Annotated in this window: 15 protein-coding genes; 7 read left to right on the forward strand and 8 right to left on the reverse strand. The window is 69.8% G+C overall.

Annotated elements, in window-relative coordinates; translation table 11 throughout:
* Window positions 1-385 precede the first annotated feature (385 nt).
* Window positions 386-1,018: a hypothetical protein gene (locus tag VF632_RS21040; protein ID WP_331024889.1), complete on the forward strand. Its 633-nt coding sequence runs from the start codon at window positions 386-388 to the stop codon at window positions 1,016-1,018.
* A 594-nt stretch (window positions 1,019-1,612) separates the two neighbouring features.
* Window positions 1,613-2,680: an AI-2E family transporter gene (locus VF632_RS21045; RefSeq protein WP_331024890.1), complete on the forward strand. Its 1,068-nt coding sequence runs from the start codon at window positions 1,613-1,615 to the stop codon at window positions 2,678-2,680.
* 122 nt (window positions 2,681-2,802) lie between these two features.
* Here the strand turns inward: VF632_RS21045 and VF632_RS21050 are convergent, their stop codons facing one another.
* Entirely contained in the window at window positions 2,803-4,971 is a 2,169-nt protein-coding gene (locus VF632_RS21050) for an ATP-binding protein (RefSeq protein WP_331024891.1), read from the reverse strand.
* A gap of 242 nt (window positions 4,972-5,213) precedes the next feature.
* Here VF632_RS21050 and wrbA point away from each other — a divergent pair, with 242 nt between their 5' ends.
* Window positions 5,214-5,897 (forward strand): NAD(P)H:quinone oxidoreductase, encoded by a 684-nt coding sequence (wrbA, locus tag VF632_RS21055; protein WP_331024892.1) that lies wholly within the window; start codon window positions 5,214-5,216, stop codon window positions 5,895-5,897.
* A gap of 80 nt (window positions 5,898-5,977) precedes the next feature.
* On the opposite strand, the gene VF632_RS21060 is transcribed toward wrbA, so the two are convergent.
* The 6 genes from VF632_RS21060 to VF632_RS21085 all read right to left on the reverse strand — a co-directional run bounded on the left by VF632_RS21060 (window position 5,978) and on the right by VF632_RS21085 (window position 13,062).
* On the reverse strand, window positions 5,978-7,213 hold the full coding sequence (locus tag VF632_RS21060) for a right-handed parallel beta-helix repeat-containing protein (protein ID WP_331024893.1): 1,236 nt from the start codon (window positions 7,211-7,213) through the stop codon (window positions 5,978-5,980).
* A 205-nt stretch (window positions 7,214-7,418) separates the two neighbouring features.
* Window positions 7,419-7,673, reverse strand: a complete 255-nt coding sequence (locus tag VF632_RS21065) for a twin-arginine translocase TatA/TatE family subunit (protein WP_331024894.1) — start codon at window positions 7,671-7,673, stop codon at window positions 7,419-7,421.
* A 293-nt stretch (window positions 7,674-7,966) separates the two neighbouring features.
* Window positions 7,967-9,184 (reverse strand): polysaccharide deacetylase family protein, encoded by a 1,218-nt coding sequence (locus tag VF632_RS21070; protein ID WP_331024895.1) that lies wholly within the window; start codon window positions 9,182-9,184, stop codon window positions 7,967-7,969.
* A gap of 116 nt (window positions 9,185-9,300) precedes the next feature.
* Window positions 9,301-9,909, reverse strand: a complete 609-nt coding sequence (locus VF632_RS21075; RefSeq protein WP_331024896.1) for a hypothetical protein — start codon at window positions 9,907-9,909, stop codon at window positions 9,301-9,303.
* Between the two features lie 47 nt (window positions 9,910-9,956).
* On the reverse strand, window positions 9,957-10,778 hold the full coding sequence (locus VF632_RS21080; protein WP_349264027.1) for an undecaprenyl-diphosphate phosphatase: 822 nt from the start codon (window positions 10,776-10,778) through the stop codon (window positions 9,957-9,959).
* An 829-nt stretch (window positions 10,779-11,607) separates the two neighbouring features.
* Entirely contained in the window at window positions 11,608-13,062 is a 1,455-nt protein-coding gene (locus VF632_RS21085) for a sodium:solute symporter (protein WP_331024898.1), read from the reverse strand.
* Window positions 13,063-13,248: 186 nt separating this feature from the next.
* Here VF632_RS21085 and VF632_RS21090 point away from each other — a divergent pair, with 186 nt between their 5' ends.
* From VF632_RS21090 to VF632_RS21105, 4 genes are all read left to right on the forward strand, one after another.
* Complete coding sequence (locus VF632_RS21090; protein WP_331024899.1) at window positions 13,249-14,802, forward strand: hypothetical protein; 1,554 nt, start codon at window positions 13,249-13,251, stop codon at window positions 14,800-14,802.
* 302 nt (window positions 14,803-15,104) lie between these two features.
* Window positions 15,105-16,655, forward strand: coding sequence for an N-acetylmuramoyl-L-alanine amidase (locus VF632_RS21095; protein WP_331024900.1), 1,551 nt, complete (start codon window positions 15,105-15,107; stop codon window positions 16,653-16,655).
* Between the two features lie 97 nt (window positions 16,656-16,752).
* Window positions 16,753-17,916 (forward strand): hypothetical protein, encoded by a 1,164-nt coding sequence (locus VF632_RS21100; RefSeq protein ID WP_331024901.1) that lies wholly within the window; start codon window positions 16,753-16,755, stop codon window positions 17,914-17,916.
* 34 nt (window positions 17,917-17,950) lie between these two features.
* On the forward strand, window positions 17,951-18,739 hold the full coding sequence (locus VF632_RS21105) for a CHAP domain-containing protein (RefSeq protein WP_331024902.1): 789 nt from the start codon (window positions 17,951-17,953) through the stop codon (window positions 18,737-18,739).
* Between the two features lie 48 nt (window positions 18,740-18,787).
* Here the strand turns inward: VF632_RS21105 and VF632_RS21110 are convergent, their stop codons facing one another.
* The gene (locus VF632_RS21110; RefSeq protein WP_331024903.1) at window positions 18,788-19,273 is read right to left on the reverse strand and encodes a hypothetical protein; all 486 of its coding nucleotides are present in this window, start codon (window positions 19,271-19,273) and stop codon (window positions 18,788-18,790) included.
* Between the last annotated feature and the right edge of the window lie 12 nt (window positions 19,274-19,285).

The following is a 19,285-nucleotide window of genomic DNA, read 5'->3' on the forward strand; positions in this document are numbered from 1 at the left end:
GCGTCTACGCACCGGAATGCGCGCTGCTCCGTCTCCCGAGTGGACGCAGATGAGGGCCAAACCCCTGCTGTCACCTTGGTTTTGGGCGTCCCTGGCCCGATACAAAGATGTGGGTAATGGGTAGCGCAAGCGGGAGAGGGGGAGAACTGCACCAAGCTCCGGGCGCGCCCCCAACTTCAACTCGCATCCAAGCAGGCCAGTCTGCGAAGGCAGACTTCGTGTGGTTGTTGCAGCGAATTCATTCGCCCGACCTAGCCGGGGCCTCTGCATCGTCCACCCGCCGCGCCCGCCAGGGTTTTTGCTTTTCAGGGCGCGGGGTGCTAAACGTGTGGCTCCGACGCCGCACGCGGCGGACAGGTCGGGCTTTCCCTTGGCGGTTTGGCGAATGAATCAGCAGATGGTGCTGGAAATCGTGGGATACGTGGCCTCCGTGCTGGTGGCCGTTTCGCTGATGATGAGCAGCATCCTCAAGCTGCGCCTCATCAACCTCGTGGGTTCGGCGGCGTTCACGGTGTACGGCGTGCTGATCCACGCGTACCCGGTGGCGGTGGTGAACCTGATCATCGTGTTCATCAACCTGTACTACCTGCGGCAGATGCTGGGCTCGCGGGAGTACTTCAAGCTGCTCCGCGTGCAGGCCGGCTCGGAGTATCTTGCCGCGTTCCTGGACTTTCACCGCGCCGAGATCGAGCGCTTCCTTCCCGGCTTCGCCCACGCGCCCGCGGAACGGCAGCTCATCTTCTTCGTGCTGCGCGACATGGTGCCCGCGGGGCTGTTCATCGGGGAGATGCGGGGAGACGGGGCGCTGCGGGTGGTGCTGGATTTCGTGATCCCGCAGTACCGCGACTTCAAGACGGGGCGATACCTGTTCGCCGACCAGGCGCACTTCTTCCGCGAGCAGGGCATCCGCGAGATCCTGAGCGAGCCCGGGAGCAAGGAGCACACGGAGTACCTGCGCCGGATGGGGTTCTCGCCCGGTGCGGACGGTGGGATGTACCGGCTGGCCGTGAGCGGGTGAGGGGCCTCACCTGCCCGCACGCTGCACCGGCCGAAGCCGCACGATGTCATCCCGATGGAGCGGCCACTTCGAACCTGCCCGAACACCGTAATTCGCAGCGACTGAGGGATCCGCCACACACTGCGGGATAATGCCTCCTCGCTGCGGAAGCACCCGGGCTGTTCTTCTCATTGGCTGGGCGAGCGCGGAACCGCACGGGGTTTGATTCGAGAGAGGGCGGCGGTTCGTCTCGCGGGGCTGTGTGGCGGATCCCTCGGTCGCTGCGGTCTGCCGTGCGCACATCGGGTATGCCGTGGCCGCTCCGTCGGGATGACAAATCGCGCTTCGGCAGGTGAGGCGCGCCTGCGGCTCACCCGCTCACGCGTCGGGAGGCCCACCTGCCTTGGCCACGCGCGCCGGGCTGGCTCCCTTCCCCCGCGCAGTTTGCGGGGGAAGGGTTGGGGATGGGGGGCCGCCGCGGCATGCGCCGGCCCACTTCGAAACGCAACGCCACACCCCGCCGCGCGCCTCCCGCACTGGACGGCGTTCGCACCCAGCCGCATCTTATCCGCGCCACTCCTTCGCCCTCTCTCCCCCGGATCGGGCTCGCCCGTCATGGATTACGCACAGATCCGCCGTGGTCCCCTGCCCTTTCTCGTGGGCGCGGCAGCCGTCGTCATCCTGGTCGCGGGAATGCGCGCGGCGTCGGGAATCCTGAACCCCATGCTGATGGCGGGCTTCCTGGCCCTGCTCTTTCAGCCGCTCACCCGCAGGCTGCGCCGGTGGGGGATGGCGGGCGGGCTGGCGGTGACGCTCGTGGTGATCGGCGTCGTGATCTCGGGCCTGCTGCTGATCGCCTTCGTGGGCGAGTCGCTGCGGCAGATCGCGGTGGAGTTTCCCAGCACCCGCGCGGAGCTCGATGCCATGATCGGCGGGCTCTCCGCCACGCTGGCCACGTACGGCATCGACGCGGGATCGTACCTGCAGAGCGCGCTCCGCGGGCCGGCGGTCGGGCGGGCGGCGCTGAACGTGTCGGGGAGCCTGGCGGCCACGCTGAGCAACCTGGCGCTGACGATGTTCATCTTCGCCTTCATGCTGGGCGGCATGTGGCAGCTGGAGCGGCGCGCCCAGGCGGGCTCGCGGGACCACAGCCCGCTGGCCGCGCGGTTCCTGGGATTTTCGGAGACCATTCGCCGCTACATGGGCGTGCGCGCGGTGCTGGGGCTGGTGGCGGCCATCCTGAACTACGTGCTGCTGCTGGTGCTGGGCGTGGACTACGCGCTGCTGTGGGCGGTGCTCTCGTTCCTGCTGAGCTTCGTTCCCAACATCGGCTTCACGCTGTCGCTGGTGCCGCCCACGCTGCTGGCGCTGGTAGACAGCGGGTGGCAGAGCGCGCTGATCGTCTTCATCGGCTACCAGGTGATCAACAACGTCCTCGACAACGTCATCGGGCCCAAGGTGGTGGGCAAGCAGATGCAGATGTCGGCGCTGCTCAGCTTTCTGTCGGTGATCTTCTGGGCGTGGGTGCTGGGCCCCACCGGCGCCATCCTGGCGGTGCCGCTCACGGTGCTGATCCGCGACCTGGCGTTCGGCCCGATGTCGCCGCCGGACATCGGCCCTCCCCGGCCCGTCACGAACTCCGCGGTACCCGCTCCCTACGCGCCGGAGCCGGCGCCCGGCTGACAGAAAGCATCACACGGAGGGCACGGAGGACACAGAGGGAAAAGAGAAAGGAGGGCACCAGCGGACGCCCTCCGTCCTCCCCCGTGCCCTCCGTGCCCTCCGTGTGAGACCCGTTTTCGAAGTCAGGACTCGAACGGCAGCTCGCGCGGAAGGCGAACGGTGAAGCGCGTGCCCTGTCCCGGCGTGCTTTCCACCGACACGCCGCCGCCCAACATCTCCGAAACCTGCCGCACCAGGGCCAGCCCCAGCCCCGTGCCGCTCACCCGCAGGTGCTTGGCCGTTTCGGCCTGGTAGAACGGCTCGAACACGCGCGCCAGGTGCTCGGGCGAAATACCGATCCCCGTGTCGGCCACCACGAACTCCATCTCGCCCTCCCGGGCCGTCACCTGCAGCTCCACCGACCCCGCCTCCGTGAACTTGATGGCGTTGGAAAGGAGGTTCAGCAGGATCTGCCGGATCTTGCGCGCGTCCGAACGCATGGGCACCGGCCCGTCAGGCACCCCGACGTGGAAGGCCAGCCCCTGCTGCCCCGCAAGCGGCTCCAGCATCTCGCCCACGCCCACGGCCAGCTCCACCACGTCGAACTCCTCCACGTCCACCCGCTCGCGCCCGGCCTCGATGCGGCTGAAGCTCAGGATTTCCTCGATCAGCTCCAGCAGATGCCGCGCGCTGGCGCCGATGCGCCGCACCTGGGCCTGCGACGCGGTGGGGATGGCCTCGGGAATGCCCATCAGCAGCAGGTCGGAGTAGCCGATGGTGGCGTTCAGCGGCGTGCGCAGCTCGTGGCTCATGGTGGCCAGGAAGTCGGCCTTGGCGCGGTTGGCCTCCTCCGCGGCGGCGCGGGCCCGGCGCTCGGCATCGTACAGGCGCGCGTTGTCCACCGCCACGGCCGCCCACGAGGCGATGCCCACCGCCAGCCGCTCGTGGGTCTCGCTGAACAGGGCGGCCCCCTCGTGCCCCAGGAAGATCCCCCCGATCACCTCGCCCGAGCTGGAGGTGACGGGCACCGCCAGGTAGCTGCGCACCGGCAGGTGCCCCTTGGGCATGCCGAAGTGCGGGCCCATCGTGCCGTACCGCGGGTCCTGGGTGATGTCGTCGCTGCGCACCACCCCCTCGCCCGCGAAGGTGGGATGGAACACCGGCGTGTTGCGGGGATTGGGAAACTTCGAGAACGCCTCGCGCGGCACCCCGGAGATGGTGTACAGCGTGTACGACTCGCCGGCCTCGTTCTTCTGGTTGTAGAAGAAGGCGCCGAACTGGGCGCCGGTGAGCGCGGTGGCCGCGTCGGTCACGCGCTCCACCAGCGCCTCCAGGTTCAGCTCCGAGGCGAACGACTCCCCCAATGAATGGAGCGTCTCGGCCACGCGGGCGTGCTCGCGCAGCACCGACTCGGCGCGCTTGGCCTCGGTGACGTCGTAGTAGTGCTCGATCCGCCCGCCCGCGTACACGCCGGAGTGGATGGGGCGGCTCCAGTGCGCCAGCCAGCGCCCGTCCTTGAGCCGGCACTCGAACTCGGCGACGGAGTCGTTGGCGGCGTAGATGGCCCGCAGCAGCCGCTCGAAGCCGTCGGAGTCCTCCACGCGGTGCTTCAGCTCCTCGTGAAGCAGCAGCCGCTTGTCGCGGCCGAGGATGCGAACCCGCTCCACGTCGAAGAAGCGCTCGATCGCGCGGTTCACCCAGATCACCCGGAACTCGGCGTCCAGGATGATGGTGCCCACCTCCGACGTGTCGAGCGCATCGTCGGCCAGGGCGCGGTAGCGCGCCTCGCTCGCGGCCACGGCTTCGCGCGTTTGCCGGCGGGCGGCCACGCGCGCCTGGATCTCCGAAACGGCCAGCGCCGCCAGGTCGTCCAGGATCTCCATGTGCTCGTCGGTCCACTCGCGCGGGTGGAAGTCGAAGACGCACAGGGTGCCCAGCGTATGGCCGTGGTCCGTCGTCAGCGGTGCCGCGGCGTAGGCGGCGATCCCCGATTCCGTGGTCGCGCGGCTGTCGCGGGTCAGCGGGTGCTCGCGCGCATCGGCCACCCGCAGCGGCCTGGCCGTCCCCACGACGTGCTTGCAGTACGAGAAGTCCAGCGGAACGGCCCCAGCCGAGGTCCACGGCTCCGGCCCGTAGCAGGCCAGCGGCAGCTGCTCGTCGGCGGTCAGCAGGTTCACCTGCGCGACGGGCGCGTGCGTGGCGCGGGCAGCCGCCCGGGCCAGCCGGTCGAACGCCTCTATGCGCTCGCCCGCCAGCAGGTCCGCCGCACGCAGCACGTCCAGCTGGGCGGGGTTCGTCAATGTGGCGATCAACTCGTGCTCCAGTCGCGGTCCGTACGGCACCGGCACCCATCGAAAACATGGAGAAAACCCGGTTGGCCGGCAGCCAGGGCGGCAAGAAGCACACCGCCTAACTCACGACAGCATTCGGACATGACAGGTGGCCGCAGCCGGGTATGCCGCTTGCGTTTGCCCCGGCCCGCCAAAGCGCCTTAGTGCTAAGATAATTGGCGCTTGGCGATGACATGACAACCGCGAAACGCAGGGGAACTCGGATGGCGACAAACGTTCTGGTGATCTACTACAGCAGCTACGGGCACACGGCGCGGATGGCGCAATCCGTGGCCGAGGGCGCCCGCGGGGCCGAGCCCGACGTGGAGGTGCGCGTGGTGCGCATTCCCGAGCTGGAGGAGGCGCGCCGCGCCATGTCTACACAGGAGTGGTACGTAAAGGCGCAGGAGGCGCACGCCGACATCCCGGAAGCCACGCTCGACGACCTGCGCTGGGCCGACGGCATCATCTGGGGGATGCCCACGCGCTTCGGCAACATGTCGGCGCAGGTCAAGCAGTTCATCGACACGGCGGGCGGGCTGTGGGCAAACGGCGAGCTCGAGGACAAGGCCACGGGCATCTTCACGAGTTCGGCCACCATCCATGGAGGGCAGGAGACGACGGTCATCACGGGCCTGGTGCCGCTGCTTCACTTGGGGATGATCTTCGTGGGCACGCCGTACGGGCAGAACCCGCAGATCCTGACGACGGACGGCATCGGCGGGTCGCCGTACGGGCCGGGAACGCTGGCGGGGAACGACGGATCGCGCCAGCCGGAGGAGCGCGAGCTGACGACGGCGCGCAACCTGGGAAGCCGGGTGGCCAAGGTTGCCCGCCGGCTGAAGAGCCTGCGCGCCACCCAGGAGCACGGCCAGCAGCCCGACGCGCCGCAGTACGAGGGGCAGTAGGGCCGCCGTCGGCCTCCTCTGCGCAGCGAGCGCCGCCCGGGGTCCCGGGCGGCGCTCGCTCGTTCCGGCCGGCCAGGGCCTCAGCTCTTGAACGTCGCGCCCGGACCCACGTAGGTCTTGGTGTCAGGCTCCGCCCGCCAGCGCTGGAAGACGACGTTCGTGGGCGGGTTCGCCCCTTCGAAGCTGTAATCCACGATTCCGTGCCCGCGCGAGTCGTTGCCGACGACGTCGTGGTTGGCGCCGCTGTACATCAGGACCCCGTATTTCTGGCGCGCCGCCGTTCCCGGATCCACGTCGGCGACGACCGTGGGCACGTCGGCGAGCTTGTTGTTGGTCACGCGCACCTCGGGGGCGTCGATGAAGATGCCGTAGAAGTTCGAGGAGCCGGGGTCGCCGTTCGCCGTGCAGATGTTGTTGTGCACGAGGTTGTGCTGCGTGACACCGGCGTGGGTGGTCACCAGGATACCCCAGAGCCGATTGGCGTGGCAGATGTTGTTGGCGACGAGCGAGAAGCAGGTGTTTCCCGCCAGCGCCAGCCCGCCCTGGTTCTGAATGCAGATGTTGTCGGTGACCACGTTGTACCAGCCCCTCGCGTTGGCGTCGGTGCTCGTGAACCCGCCCACCACGATGCCCTTGTTGTTGTTCCCTCGAGCGTAGTTCTGCGACACCAGGGTGAACCCGACGGCGGCCTCGATGAAGGCGCTGCCGTTGTTCTCGCCTCGATTGCGGACGATCTGGTGGTGGAATCCGTTCACGTTGATGCCGTTCTCGCCGTTGCCGCTGGCGCTGCAGTCGCGCACGATGACGTGCTTCGGATCGAACCCGCCGATCCCGGCGCCGTAGCTGGCGTCGAACCGGCACCGCTCTACCGTGACGTGGTGCACCAAGCTGCCCTCCACGCTGCCCATGAAGACGTGCCGGGGAATGGGGCCCTCGGGTGCGAGGATCCGCGTGGTGTTCTTGCCCTCCATGCCGAGATCCACGATGCGCACGTTCTTCGTTTCCGTCGCCGGGGCCACGGGCGACAGGTCGAACATCGCGTCGGCGTTGTTGTTGTACGACGCCTTGGGATCGATGGTGTGCTTGACGATGGAAGAGTACATCCCCGAGCCCGCCAGCGTGATCCCCGAGGGCACCTTGATGGACTCGCCGACGGTGTACGTTCCCGGCGGGAACAGGACCGTACCACCCACCGGCTGGGCCGCGCCGATGGCGGCGCGGATGGCGTCCGCCCAGGAGTTGGTGGTGGTCTTGTAGGCCTTTACGTTGTAGACGGCTCCGCCTTCATCCAGCAACTGTCCTCTGACCTCGGCCATGGTTCCTCTTCGGGATTGGGGGAGTAACGGCGCGGAATGATTCGCCACCCACGCCGCGCGCACCCGAATATAAACCGAAATATGAAACAGGCGGAGCCCAACTCCGTACTCGTTCCGAACGGGCGCGGCCCCGTCCTCCAGACATGCGAGTGCGGCCCCCGGCATCGGTGCCGGGGGCCGCTCGTGGTTCGTGGTGCCGGGTGGGTCAGCCGACGCGGGTCGGCTCGCTCTCGACCGGGGCGGAGGTATGCACCGGGGCCCCGGGAGGCGGCGACTGCAGGTAGTTCTGCTGCGCGTTGGCCTGGATGCTCTCGTCGTCAAGCCCGTTCAGCGAGCGCTTGAAGTCGCGGATTCCCTTGCCCATGCCGCCGGCCAGCTCGGGCAGCCGCTTGGCGCCGAACAGGAGCAGCAGCACGCCGAAGATCAGTACCAGCTCGCCGAAACCAAGTCCGAAAGGCATGGGGAACCCTCCCTGTCGTCAAAAAAGAAAAGCGGAAGCCGCGGAGTACCTTCGTCTCACCGGCACCGCTCGCGTCCGTAAACGCAGGTGCCGTATCGCAGTACCTAAGATAACCGCTTCCGCCGAACCGGACAACCGCGCCGATCACGGTTCAGCCAATCCGGAAGTCCTTGTCGTCCACCGCCTTACAGATGTGCAAGCGAAACGGGGACGTGCCGGCGGCCCCGAACGCAAGCGCCCCCGGACGAAATCCTCTCGTCCGGGGGCCGCTCACGCACTCACGCACTTCCACCTCACCGCCCGGTCGTTCCCCCGGCGGCCGGCGCGGCGGGCTGCGCGCCGCCGGCGGCGGGAGCGGCCGCGGCGGGTGCGCCGGCCACCTCGCGCGGCGTGCGTCCGCCCAGCGCCGAGCGGTTCAGGTACTGCGCCATGGTCGCGGGGTAGCTGATCGTCCGCGGGTCGCCGTCCGACACGTAGCGATTGGTGGGGTCCTGCTCCCACCGCTGAAGCTGCCGCTCCAGCTGCCCCGGCCCTACGATGAAGCGGTCCACCGAGTGGGGATCCCACCGCGTGTCCCAGGGCGTAACGCTGGGCCCGCCCGACACCTCGAGCACCACCTTGTTCTCATAGCGCTTGCCGTTGCGGTACGTGCCCGCCCACGCCAGCGGCTTGTTGCGCGGCCACATGCCCAAGGGCAGCGCGAACGTCACGATGTCGTAGTCCTGCGGCAGGTACGCCTTGATGCTGTCTTCGCCGATGCCGATCCAGTCCTGCGCCTGCTGGTCGTTCGCCGCCCGGTCCAGCCGCGCGTGGTACAGGGTGTGGTTGCACACCTCGTGTCCGTCGCGGACGATCATCTCCATCTTCTTGCGGATGTTGGCCTCGCGCTGCTCCCGCGGCGTGTCGCGGTCCTTGGTCTCGCCGAAGAAGTTGGACGGATGGCTCGCGGCGGGCAGGATGCACCACACCATGCCGCCCGGCCCCCATCCCGGGTTCTCGCGCTTGAACGACATCCACGACCCCATCATGGTGTTGGGGTCCACCTCGCCGTTGGCCGTCAGGTAGAACTGGCCCCGCGTGGCGTCGTCCATCGTAAAGACGACGGGCGTGGTGCCGCGCGGAATGTCGATGTTCCCCTCCAGCACCTGGCGCATGGTCACGGGGCGATATCCCGCCTCGTACAGCGTGCGGATGTCCTTGCGGAAGTTCTCCAGCGTGCGGACGAACTCGCCCTCGGGGCTGCCGGTGCGGTGGTACTCCAGCACCATGATGCGGCCCAGCTCGTTGGGCGGCAGCTGCGTCGTGGGGCCCGCGGGAAGGTTGTTGGCCGTCTGCCCGGGCTGCGCGCCCGACGCGGCGCCGGTGTCGCCGGGCGCCGCCGCTGCCGTGGCGCTGTCGTTGGCCTGCTCGCCGTCGCCCTCGCCCTTGCCGTCGCCGCCACCGCAGGCGGCCAGCAGCACCAGCAGCGCCGCGGCGGCGGCCTTCTGCGCCCACTCCGATCGGTTCATCATCTGCACTGAGTATTCGGGGATGCACGAACGCCCGCCGGGGCGGGTCCGCGGCACACGCGCGGAGTTTCCGGCCCCGTCAGGCGCAAGGTTCGTGCGCGGCCGGGCCGCGCGCGGCATCACTCCTCCGGCAGGCGCGGCAGCAGGTCGTCGGCCAGGCGGGCCAGGGCGCGCTGGTACACCATCCGGGCGCGCAGCTCGGGAAGGTCCAGCCGCTCCACGTAGTGCGCCACGGCGCGGGTGGGGTCGGCGTGCTGGTGCTGCTCCATCAGCTCCACGAACTCCATGGCGAAGCGGATGTGCGACGTCACCAGCGTTTCCTCGGCGCGCGCGGCGGCCAGCTCCAGCCACAGGTTTTCTTCGTCGCTGCGCTGCTTGTGGCGGCGGATGTAGCGAAGCGCCCCCATGGGCGTGGCGTAGCGCCAGTCCCATCCCCATCCCCGGTGCCCCTCGCGCGCCAGGTCTTCGCTCACCTCGCGCGCGTCCATCAGCGCCACCGCCCGCGTGCCGATGGGCTCGGCCTCGTCGCCGTCCAGCTCCATCGTCTCGATGTAGCGGTCGATGGCCTCGTCGAAGGGCATGCGCGGCGCCAGGATGGCCACCAGGTCCAGGGCCAGGTTGGCGTGCACGTCGATCAGTGCCTCGCGCGCGGCGGCCTCGGTGCGGTCGAGCTTGCGGGCCAGGTCGGCGGGGAGCCGCTGGGTGAACAGGGACGATACGCTGGGCATGGGGTCGGGTCCGGGGCGAGGGAGGGAAAACGGGGTGCGGGGCGGCCTCAGCCGCCCCGGGTCGTCCAGGCCACGGCAAGCAGCACCAGGCCCACGACGATGCGGTACCAGGCGAACGGCACGAAGGTGTTGCTCGACACGAAGCGGATCAGGGCCCGGATGACGATCATCGCCGCGATGAACGACACCACGAAGCCCACGGCGAACACCGGCGCGTCCGCCGCCGACAGCAGGTGGCGGCTCTTGAACAGGTCGAAGCCGCTGGCGGCCACCATCACGGGGATGGCCAGGAAGAACGAGAACTCGGTCGCGGCCAGGCGCGACATTCCCAGCGACAGCCCGCCCATGATGGTGGCGCCGGAGCGCGACACGCCGGGAACGAGCGAAAGCAGCTGCGCCAGCCCCACGCCCAAGGCCGTCGGCGGCCGGATGTCGTCCACGCTTTCCGTGGTCACCACCCGGGTCTTGTGCCAGTGCTCCACCAGCAGGATGGCGATGCCGCCCAGGACCAGCGCAATCGCCACGATGGTGGTGTCGAAGAGCTTTTCCTTGATGAAGTCGCGCGCGAAGAAGCCCACCAGCGCCGCCGGGGCGAAGGCGATCAGCAGGTTCCAGATCAGCCGGCGGGCGTTGGGGTCGCGCGGCGCGGCGGCGAGCACGCCGAACACCTTCTGCCGGTACAGCCAGACGACGGCCAGGATGGCGCCGAGCTGGATGAAGACGTCGAACGTCTCGTGGTTGGCGTACGAGTCGAAGCCCAGCCACTTGCCGGCCAGGATCAGGTGTCCCGTGGACGACACGGGAATGAACTCCGTGGCTCCCTCGACCAGCCCCATGACGGCGGCCTTCAGCAACAGCATCACATCCATCCGATGTCCCTTCGTCCCGTTCCCGTTGTGCTGCGTGCCGGCCGTGCAGCGTGCATTCGGCTGGAGTGATTGGTACTGTTGGGGGGGCCCTCCCCCGGGCCCTCGGCCGGCAGGCCCCTCTCCCGGCCTCTCCCCCGCAAACTGCGCGGGAGAGAGGGGAACTTCGGTCGGGGTTCGATTGGCTGCCGGTGCATGCCTTAGGAGCCCCCTCCCCCCGGCCCCCTTCCCCCGCTTCGCAGGGGAGGGGGAGACCTGAACGCGCTTCGGACGGCCTGGCGCACTCGACTACGCGAGCAGTCCGCGAAGGCGGACTTCGTGCCGTCGTTGCCGCGAATTCATTCGCCCCAGCCGGGCCGAGGCCTCGCCCAAGTTTGGTGTGTACCCCCTCTCCCACGCTGTTTGTGGGAGAGGGTGGCACGCGTGTCAGCGCGGCCGGGTGAGGGCCCCACGGCAGCCGAGGCCTCGGGTTTGGAGACCGCTGCCGCGCCCTGGCTGGTACGTGCCCGCGGCTAGATCCTTCGGCCCGCGACGTTGGTGCTACGGGCCGGTTCGGTGCGCCTGGGCCTCAGGATGACAGGCGCTGTTGCGTCGACCGGCTTGGCGCACCTCACTCCGCGAGCAGTCCGCGAAGGCGGACTTCGGGCCGTCGTTGCCGCGAATTCATTCGCCCCAGCAGAGCCGAGGACGCACCCAACCCTGACTGGCTTCGCCGCTCCCGCCGGGGGTGACGCGCCGGACTGGCTCCCTTCCCCCGCGCAGTTTGCGGGGGAAGGGCTGGGGATGGGGGGCGCCGGCCCGAGCACCGGACCCGGCCTGTCCACACCCGCTCTCAGCCCGCCACCATCACACCCCTGGATCCCCGAATCCGCGCGCTCGCCTCGCCCACCGCTACCGTGATCGCCGACCCCAGCAGCGCGAACCACAGCGTGTCCACCAGCTTGGGAATCGCCCCGAACTGCTGGAGCGCCCAGAGCAGCGTCATCCCCGCGACGGCAACCCCCATGCCGGTCACCGCGTCGCGCCCGTCCGCACGCTTCGAAATGAGCCCCAGCAGGAACCCGCCGAGCAGCCCGCCGTAGGTGAACGAGGCGATCTGCAGCGCGATCACCACCAGCGGCGTTCCCTTGGCGATCAGCTGAAAGGCCAGGGAAACCGCGATCATCACCACGCCCCACAGCAGCGTGAACCGCTTGCCGACAGCCAGCAGGTGCGCCTCGTCCTTCTTTCCCCGCAGCGGCACGTACAGGTCGTGCACCGACACGGCCGCCAGCGCGTTCAGCGACGACGACATGGCGGCGGCCAGGATGGCGGCCACGACGAGGCCCGAGATGCCCGGCGGCAGGTGGTCCAGCGTAAAGCGGGGGAAGATGGCGTCCGGCGTGTCCCACGTCCGCCCTTCGTAGAACACCCACAGCCCCGCCCCGATCAGCAGGAACAGGGCGAACTGGCCGATGACGATCACCGCCGAGCCGATGATGGCGCGCCGCGCGTCCCGCAGCGAGGGCGAGGCCAGCAGCCGCTGCACGATCAGGTGGTCGGCCCCGTGCGACGCCATCGTCAGGAACGCCCCGCCGATGAGGCCCGTGAAGAGCCAGTTGGCCTGAGAGAACCCGCCGTCCAGGTGAATCACCTTCAGCTTGCCCGCGTCGCCCGCAACCTGCACCAGCCCGCCCCACCCGCCGGGGATCAGCCCCAGCACCACCCACAGCACCGCGATGCCGCCCACGATGTAGATGAACATCTGCGCCACGTCCACCCACACCACCGCGCGCAGCCCGCCGTAGTAGCTGTAGACGAGGGTGAAGATGCCGATGGAAAGGATGGACGCCCACACCGGCATCCCCGTAATCAGCCCCAGCGGGATGGCGGTGGCGAAGATGCGTACCGCATCCGCCAGCACGCGGGTGACCAGGAACACGAGCGACGCCAGCCGCCGCGCGTCCTGGCCGAAGCGGCGCTCCAGCAGCACGTACGCCGTGGCGATCTCGCCGCGGAAGTAGCCGGGGAGCAGGAAGACGGAGATGGCGATGCGGCCCAGCAGGTATCCCGCGGCCAGCTGCAGCATCCACAGGTCGCCCGTGTACGCCGTCGCCGGCACGCTGACCACGGTGAGCGCGCTGGTCTCCGTCGCCACGAGCGAAAAGCAGGCGGCCCACCACGGAATGGAGTGGTCGGCCAGGAAGTAGTCCTGCGCGTCCTTCTGCTGGCGGCCGAGGACGGTGCCCAGCACCGCGACGAACGCCACGTACGCCAGCACCACGGCCAGGTCGATCGCGCCGTTCACCCGTCCCCCCGCGTGCGTGTCATGTCGTTCGGCTGGATTGAGCGTGAGGGGCAAACCAATGGGCGGGCATCGGCGTCCAATCTCGTGTCCGCCCCGCCGCGTTGCAATCCGTGCAATCGTAGCGGATGTGCTATATATTTAGCATACCTGACCCGGCTGTTCACTCTCCCTCGTCCCCCGGCGGCCATGAACTCCCTCGTTCGCATCGTCCCGGCGCTGCTTCTCGCCACCAGCGCACCCGCCGCGGCGCAGCTGCGCTACACGGTGGACATCGATGATCCCGCCACGCATCGCGCCACCATCACGCTGCGGGTGGATTCGCTCGCGGCGCGGGACAGCGTCTTCCAGTTCGCGGCGACGGCGCCGGGCACGTACCAGACGATGAACATCGGGCGCTTCGTGCGCGACCTGCGCGCCATGGACGCGCGCGGCCGGCCGGTGGCGGTGCGCAAGCAGTCGGAGAACGCGTGGGTGTTCGGCGACCCGCGGCGCGTGCGCACGGTGACGTACCAGGTGCTGGATACCTGGAACACGCCGGTGACCGAATTTCCCATCTATCCCATGGCCGGCACCGCCATCGAGGCCGACCACGCCCTGCTGAACGCGCACGCCATGCTCGGCTATCCGCGCGGCATGCAGGCGCAGCCGGTGTTCATCCACTTCGAAGCGCCCCCGGGGTGGACGGTGGAGACGCCGCTGGTCGCGGGCCCGGACGGCTACCGCGCCGACAGCTACGACCACGCGGTGGACTCGCCTTTTCTGCTGGGCGCGCGCCTCACCACGTCCACGCTGACGGTGGGCGGGGTGCCGGTGCGCATAGCGGCGCACTCGCCGTCGCAACTCATCACCGCAAACGAGCTGCGCGACGCCATGCAGGGCACGCTCACCGCGGCGGGCACGTTCCTGGGACGCCTGCCGGTGGACCGGTACGTGTTCCTCTTCCGCTTCGCCCCGCAGCGCCAGGGGCAGGCGATGGGCGCGTGGGAGCACAGCTACAGCTCGGAATACGTGCTCCCCGACGTCCCGTACACGTCGCGCGTGGGCGAGCAGGTGACGGACATCGCGGCGCACGAGTTCTTTCACATCGTCGCGCCGCTGAACATCCACTCCGAGATCGTGGAGCACTTCAACTTCCAGACGCCGGTGCCGTCCGCGCACGTCTGGCTGTACGAGGGCGTGACGGAGTGGGCGTCGGAAAAGATGCAGCTGGACGGCGGGCTGATGTCGCTGGACCAGTACCTGGGCAACGTGGTGGGCAAGATGCGGACGGACCGCACCCGGTACGACACCACCTTCTCGCTCAAGCAGCTCGCCCTGACGTCGTTCACGGAAGCGGGCGCGCGGCAGTACGGCAACATCTACCAGCGCGGCGCCGTCGTCGCGGGGCTGCTGGACATCCACCTGCTGCGGCTCTCCGACGGGCGGCACGGCCTGCGCGACCTGATGCTGGACCTGTCGCGCGAGTACGGCCCGCGGCGCCCGTTCCCGGAAGATTCGCTTTACGCCATCATCGCCGCGCGTACCTCGCCGGAGGTGCTGGACTTCTTCGCGCGCTACGTCGACCGCGCCGAGCGCCCGCCGGTGCGCGAGACCTATGCGCTCCTGGGCATCGACCTGGTGGAAGACGAGCGCGGCCTGCCCCAGCGGCTGGTTCCGAACCCCAACGCCACCCCCGAGCAGCTGCGCCTGCGCGAGGCGTGGCTGCGCTCCGGCTCCGGCGCCTCCACCCCTCCACGGTAGAAGCCGCGAGCAGGCGCAACGACGAGACAGTGACGGGCCCTGGCGCACGCCAGGGTCCCTGAAGCCGGTCCGGGAACGCGCGTAGTATCGGCCGTCGCGTTGCACCGATCTGGTGCACGCCGCCCCATCCCGGTGCAATGGACCGCACGAGAGCAAAAGTTGGAAATTCCTTGCAACGGGCTGGCCCGGCGAGGCTTGCAGGCTCCACTCGCCGCCCCCGAGCGCGGGTCCCGGCTGTGCAGCGGCGGGCACTACCCCCCACGGCACCCTGCCCCGGGGGAACCCGTACCGAACGGACGCCTATGCGAACCGCCCGTACCTTGGCCGCCGCCGTCTGCGCCGCCGCGGCACTTGCCGCCTGCGACGCCCCCACCCCATCGGTGCAGCCAGAGGAGCAGCCGACCTCCGCCGACCTGCGCCTCGACCCCATGTTCGCGCGCGCCGCGGCCGAGTTCGGGGTGCCGGTCGACCTGCTCAAGGCTGTTTCCTTTACCGAAACGGGGTGGCAGTTCGCCCGGGGGGAGCACAGCGACATGGAAGGGCTGGCACCCGCATACGGGATCTTCGCGCTGCGGGGCGAGCGCCTGGAGCGCGGCGCCCGGCTGGCCGGGGTGAGCCTGGCCGCCGCCCGCACCGAAACCGAAGCCAGCATCCGCGCCGGCGCGGCACTGCTTCGCGCCGAAGGCAAGGCGCAGGGCGTAGCCGGCTCGGACCTGGCGGCCTGGGAGCCCGCCGTGGCGAGCTTCAGCGGCATCGCCAACGAAGAGGCCCGCGCGGGCTACGTGTCCAACGGCGTGTACCGCGCGTTGCGCGTGGGCGTGAACGACGCCGAGCAGGCATCGCTCGCCGCCCATCCCGGCGTGCGGGTGGCCCCGGCGGTGCTCCCGGCCGGCCCGCGGTACACCACGGAGTACGGCCCGGCCATCTGGACCCCGTCGCCCAACTACACCTCCGGGCGCTCCGGGTACTCCACCGCGCTGGTGGTCATCCACACCTGCGCCGGAAACTACAGCGGCTGCTGGAGCTGGCTCACCAGCACCCAGTCCGGCGTGTCGGCGCACTACGTCGTCGGGCAGACGGACGTCGGCGGCGGCGTCGCCGAAGTGCGCCAGCTGGTGGACGAAGACAACACCGCCTGGCACGTGGGCAAGTACTGGCAGGGGTATCCCACCAACCCGCGCTCGGTGGGCATTGAGCACGGCGGCTTCTCGTACGGCAGCAACGGCTACGGTCCGTGGCCCGCGGTGCAGTACAACACCTCCGTCACGCTCACCTGCGACATCGTCAAGAGCCGCGCCATCATCCGTGATCGCGACCACATCATCGGCCACTACCAGCCGGACCCGGTGAACCGCGCGCACGACCCCGGGCAGGGCTTCCCGTGGGCGGACTACATGAGCCGGATCAACAGCTGCGTGGGCGGCGGCACCAGCCCGGCCATCACCGTCGACAGCAACACCGGCAGCCCCGGCACCGACGCCCGCTTCTCGGTCTCGGGCAACTGGATCGCGTCCACCGGCACCGGCGGCTACTACGGCACGGGATACTACCATGCGAGCACGGCGGCGGTGAGCGACCCGGCGAACTTCGAGTTCTACCTGCCGGCCGCCGCCACCAAGGCGGTGTCCGCGTGGTATACCTCCGGCACCAACCGCTCGACGACCGCGCCGTACATCATCTACAACGCCAGCGGCACCGAGCTGGGACGCCGCTCGGTGAACCAGCAGACGGGTGGCGGCACCTGGCAGTCGCTGGGCAGCTACAGCTTCTCGGCGGGCTGGAACAAGGTTTCGCTCTCGCGGTGGACCACGGCCGGCTACGTGGTGATCGCCGACGCGGTGCGGATCCAGTAGCAAGGCAACGGTGAAAGCGCGGCCGGTCCGGAACTTCGGGCCGGCCGCGCCGCACGCCGGACCGATGGCAACCAGCGAAGCCCTCCCACGAGTGTACATGCCCAACTTCTCGCGAGCACTCCCGGTCTGCGCCCTGGCCCTCGTCGTGGCGGGGTGCGGTACGGATGCCGGCGCCGCCCCCAACCGCCCGGCCGCCCCGCCCGCGGCTGCCCTTCCCCCCGCCGACCCCGCGGACACGCTCTCGCTGGCCGAGCGCGAAGGGATCGCGGGGCGCATCGTCTTCATCGCCGAACGCGACGGCAACAAGGAGCTGTACTCCGTGCGCCCCACGGGCGCCGGTGAGCAGCGCCTGACGGCCCGCCCGGCGCAGGACTTCGCCGGCGACCCGCTTCCCGACGGCTCGGGGCTGCTGGTGATCTCGCTGGAGGGCGAGGGCCCGTCGCGGGTGGAGCGCTTCTGGATGGCGACCGACGGAAGCGGGCCGCTGCGTCCCCTGGGTCCGCGCGGCGCGCTGATGCGCAACCCGAGCTGGGGGCCGGACGGCCGCTGGCTGGTCTACGAAAGCAACACCCGCGACGGCTATCGCGACATCTACCGCCTGGACCGGGCCACCGGGCAGGTGCGCGCGCTCACCGCCAACCCCGAGGGGAACTTCCGGCCGGTGGTGTCGCCGCGTGGCGACTGGGTGGTCTTCGGCTCCAGCCGCGACAGCGTGTCGGAGCTGTACCGCATGCGCCCCGACGGCAGCGGCCAGGAGCGCATCACCCACACCCCGCGTGACGAGTGGGGAGCCCGCTGGTCGTCGGACGGCGGCCTGCTCGCCTTCCTCAGCGACCGCGACGGGAGCGACCGGGTGTACGTGAGCTACCCCGACGGCCGGGAGACGCGCCGGCTTTCGGAGGAACCGCTCGACCCGCACGTGATGGAAGACCGGCCGGCGTGGGCGCCGCAGGGCTTCGGCATCGCGTGGGTGCGGCGAAAGGGGAACGAGCCGTCCCGCATCCTCATCCGCGACGTCACGACGGGCTTCAAGGGCGAGGTGCGCGCCCGCGGGCTGGGGTCGCTGGAAGACCCCGCCTGGTCGCCGGACGGGCGCTACCTGGCGTTCACGCTCACCCGCGGCGACAGCGCCCAGGTGTACGTGGCCCGCGCCGACGGCACCAAGCCTACCCGCATCACCCACGCGCCCGGCCCCAACTGGGCCCCGGTATGGCTGGCTGCGCGCCCGTCCCCGTCGCCGGCCGCGCCGTCCGCGCGGTGACCGCTGGTTCCCCCGCCACTTCCGAGAGAAGACGATGCTCAACTGGACTCGTTTCACCGCCGCCGCCCTGGCGTCGCTCGCGCTCGCCGGCTGCGGCGATGCCGTCACCGACCCATCTCTTCGCTCCCCGGAGGTGGCGGCGCGCAAATACGTCCTGCCCACCGGCGTCAGCGCCCAGATGGCGCCCGGCGGCCCCTACAACCTGCGGGCAGGCCCCAGCACCGACTACGCGGTCGAGGGCTCCGTCGCTGGCGGCGCGGGAGTGAACATCTCCTGTACCTCGTGGGGCGAGAGCGTGTCCGGCCACTACGGAACCAGCGTGGTCTGGGACCGGCTGGGGAACGGCTCGTGGGTGGCCGACGCGAACGTGCTCACGGGAAGCGACCGGCAGGTGGCCCGCCCCTGCCGGCGCGACGACTATCCGTACCGTAACTCCAGCACCAGCGGCGTGGACCGATGGAACTTCTACAACCGCCAGTGCACCTCGTTCGCGGCGCACCGCATCAACTGGAACGGCACGCGCACGGGCAAGACGTTCACCAACATGTACCTGGGCGAGCACTTCGGCGACGCGCACATGTGGGACGATGCCGCGCGTGCGTCCGGCGTGGCGATCTCGGGCACTCCCGCCGTAGGTCGCATCGCGCAGTGGAACCGGAACGTGGGTGGCGTGGGGGGCTACGGGCACGTGGCGTACGTGAGCGCCGTGTACGACGACGGCAGCATCCTGATCGAGGAGTACAACTGGAGCGCCTACTCGTACGGCACGCGCCGCCTGTACCCGGGTGGCGGCTACTGGCCCAGCAACTTCATCAACTTCTAACCGGGTGACGCGGGCGCCCTCCCGGAGGTCCGGGAGGGCGCCGTCCCCTCAGTCCCCAGCCAGGCGCGTCCACACCATCCATCCAGCCGCGCCGACCGCGACCGCCCCGACGACGTACGGCCACGGCGATGCACCATCAGCGATCGACCAGTACGCACGGTTTCCCGCCCAGACGGCCAGCCCGATCCACACGCCCAAACCGAGGAGCAGCAGGAACGTGGAGGCGGGCCCTCCTCCATGCGGCACGGGGACGAACCCGCTGACGAACAGCATGATCATCATGCCCGGACTGACCACCAGCAGGGTGGCGCCCGCGGCGACCAGCGCGCAGAGCAGGCCCAGCACGGGGCGGGCGGAAGGCGCCCGTCTGGCTGGGCTGGCTCCGCTGGCTCGGCGCGGCAGGAAGTTCTTGCAGTTGGCGCAGTAGGCCGCGCCCGCCGGGTTCGCCGTGGAGCAGTTGCCGCACACGATCGTCCCGGGCCGGGGGGGCTCTGGCGAGATGGATTCCACCTCGGGTTGGAGGGTCGGGTCCACGCGGGCTCCACG

The sequence above is a fragment of the Longimicrobium sp. genome (assembly GCF_036388275.1).
Taxonomy (GTDB): Bacteria; Gemmatimonadota; Gemmatimonadetes; order Longimicrobiales; family Longimicrobiaceae; genus Longimicrobium.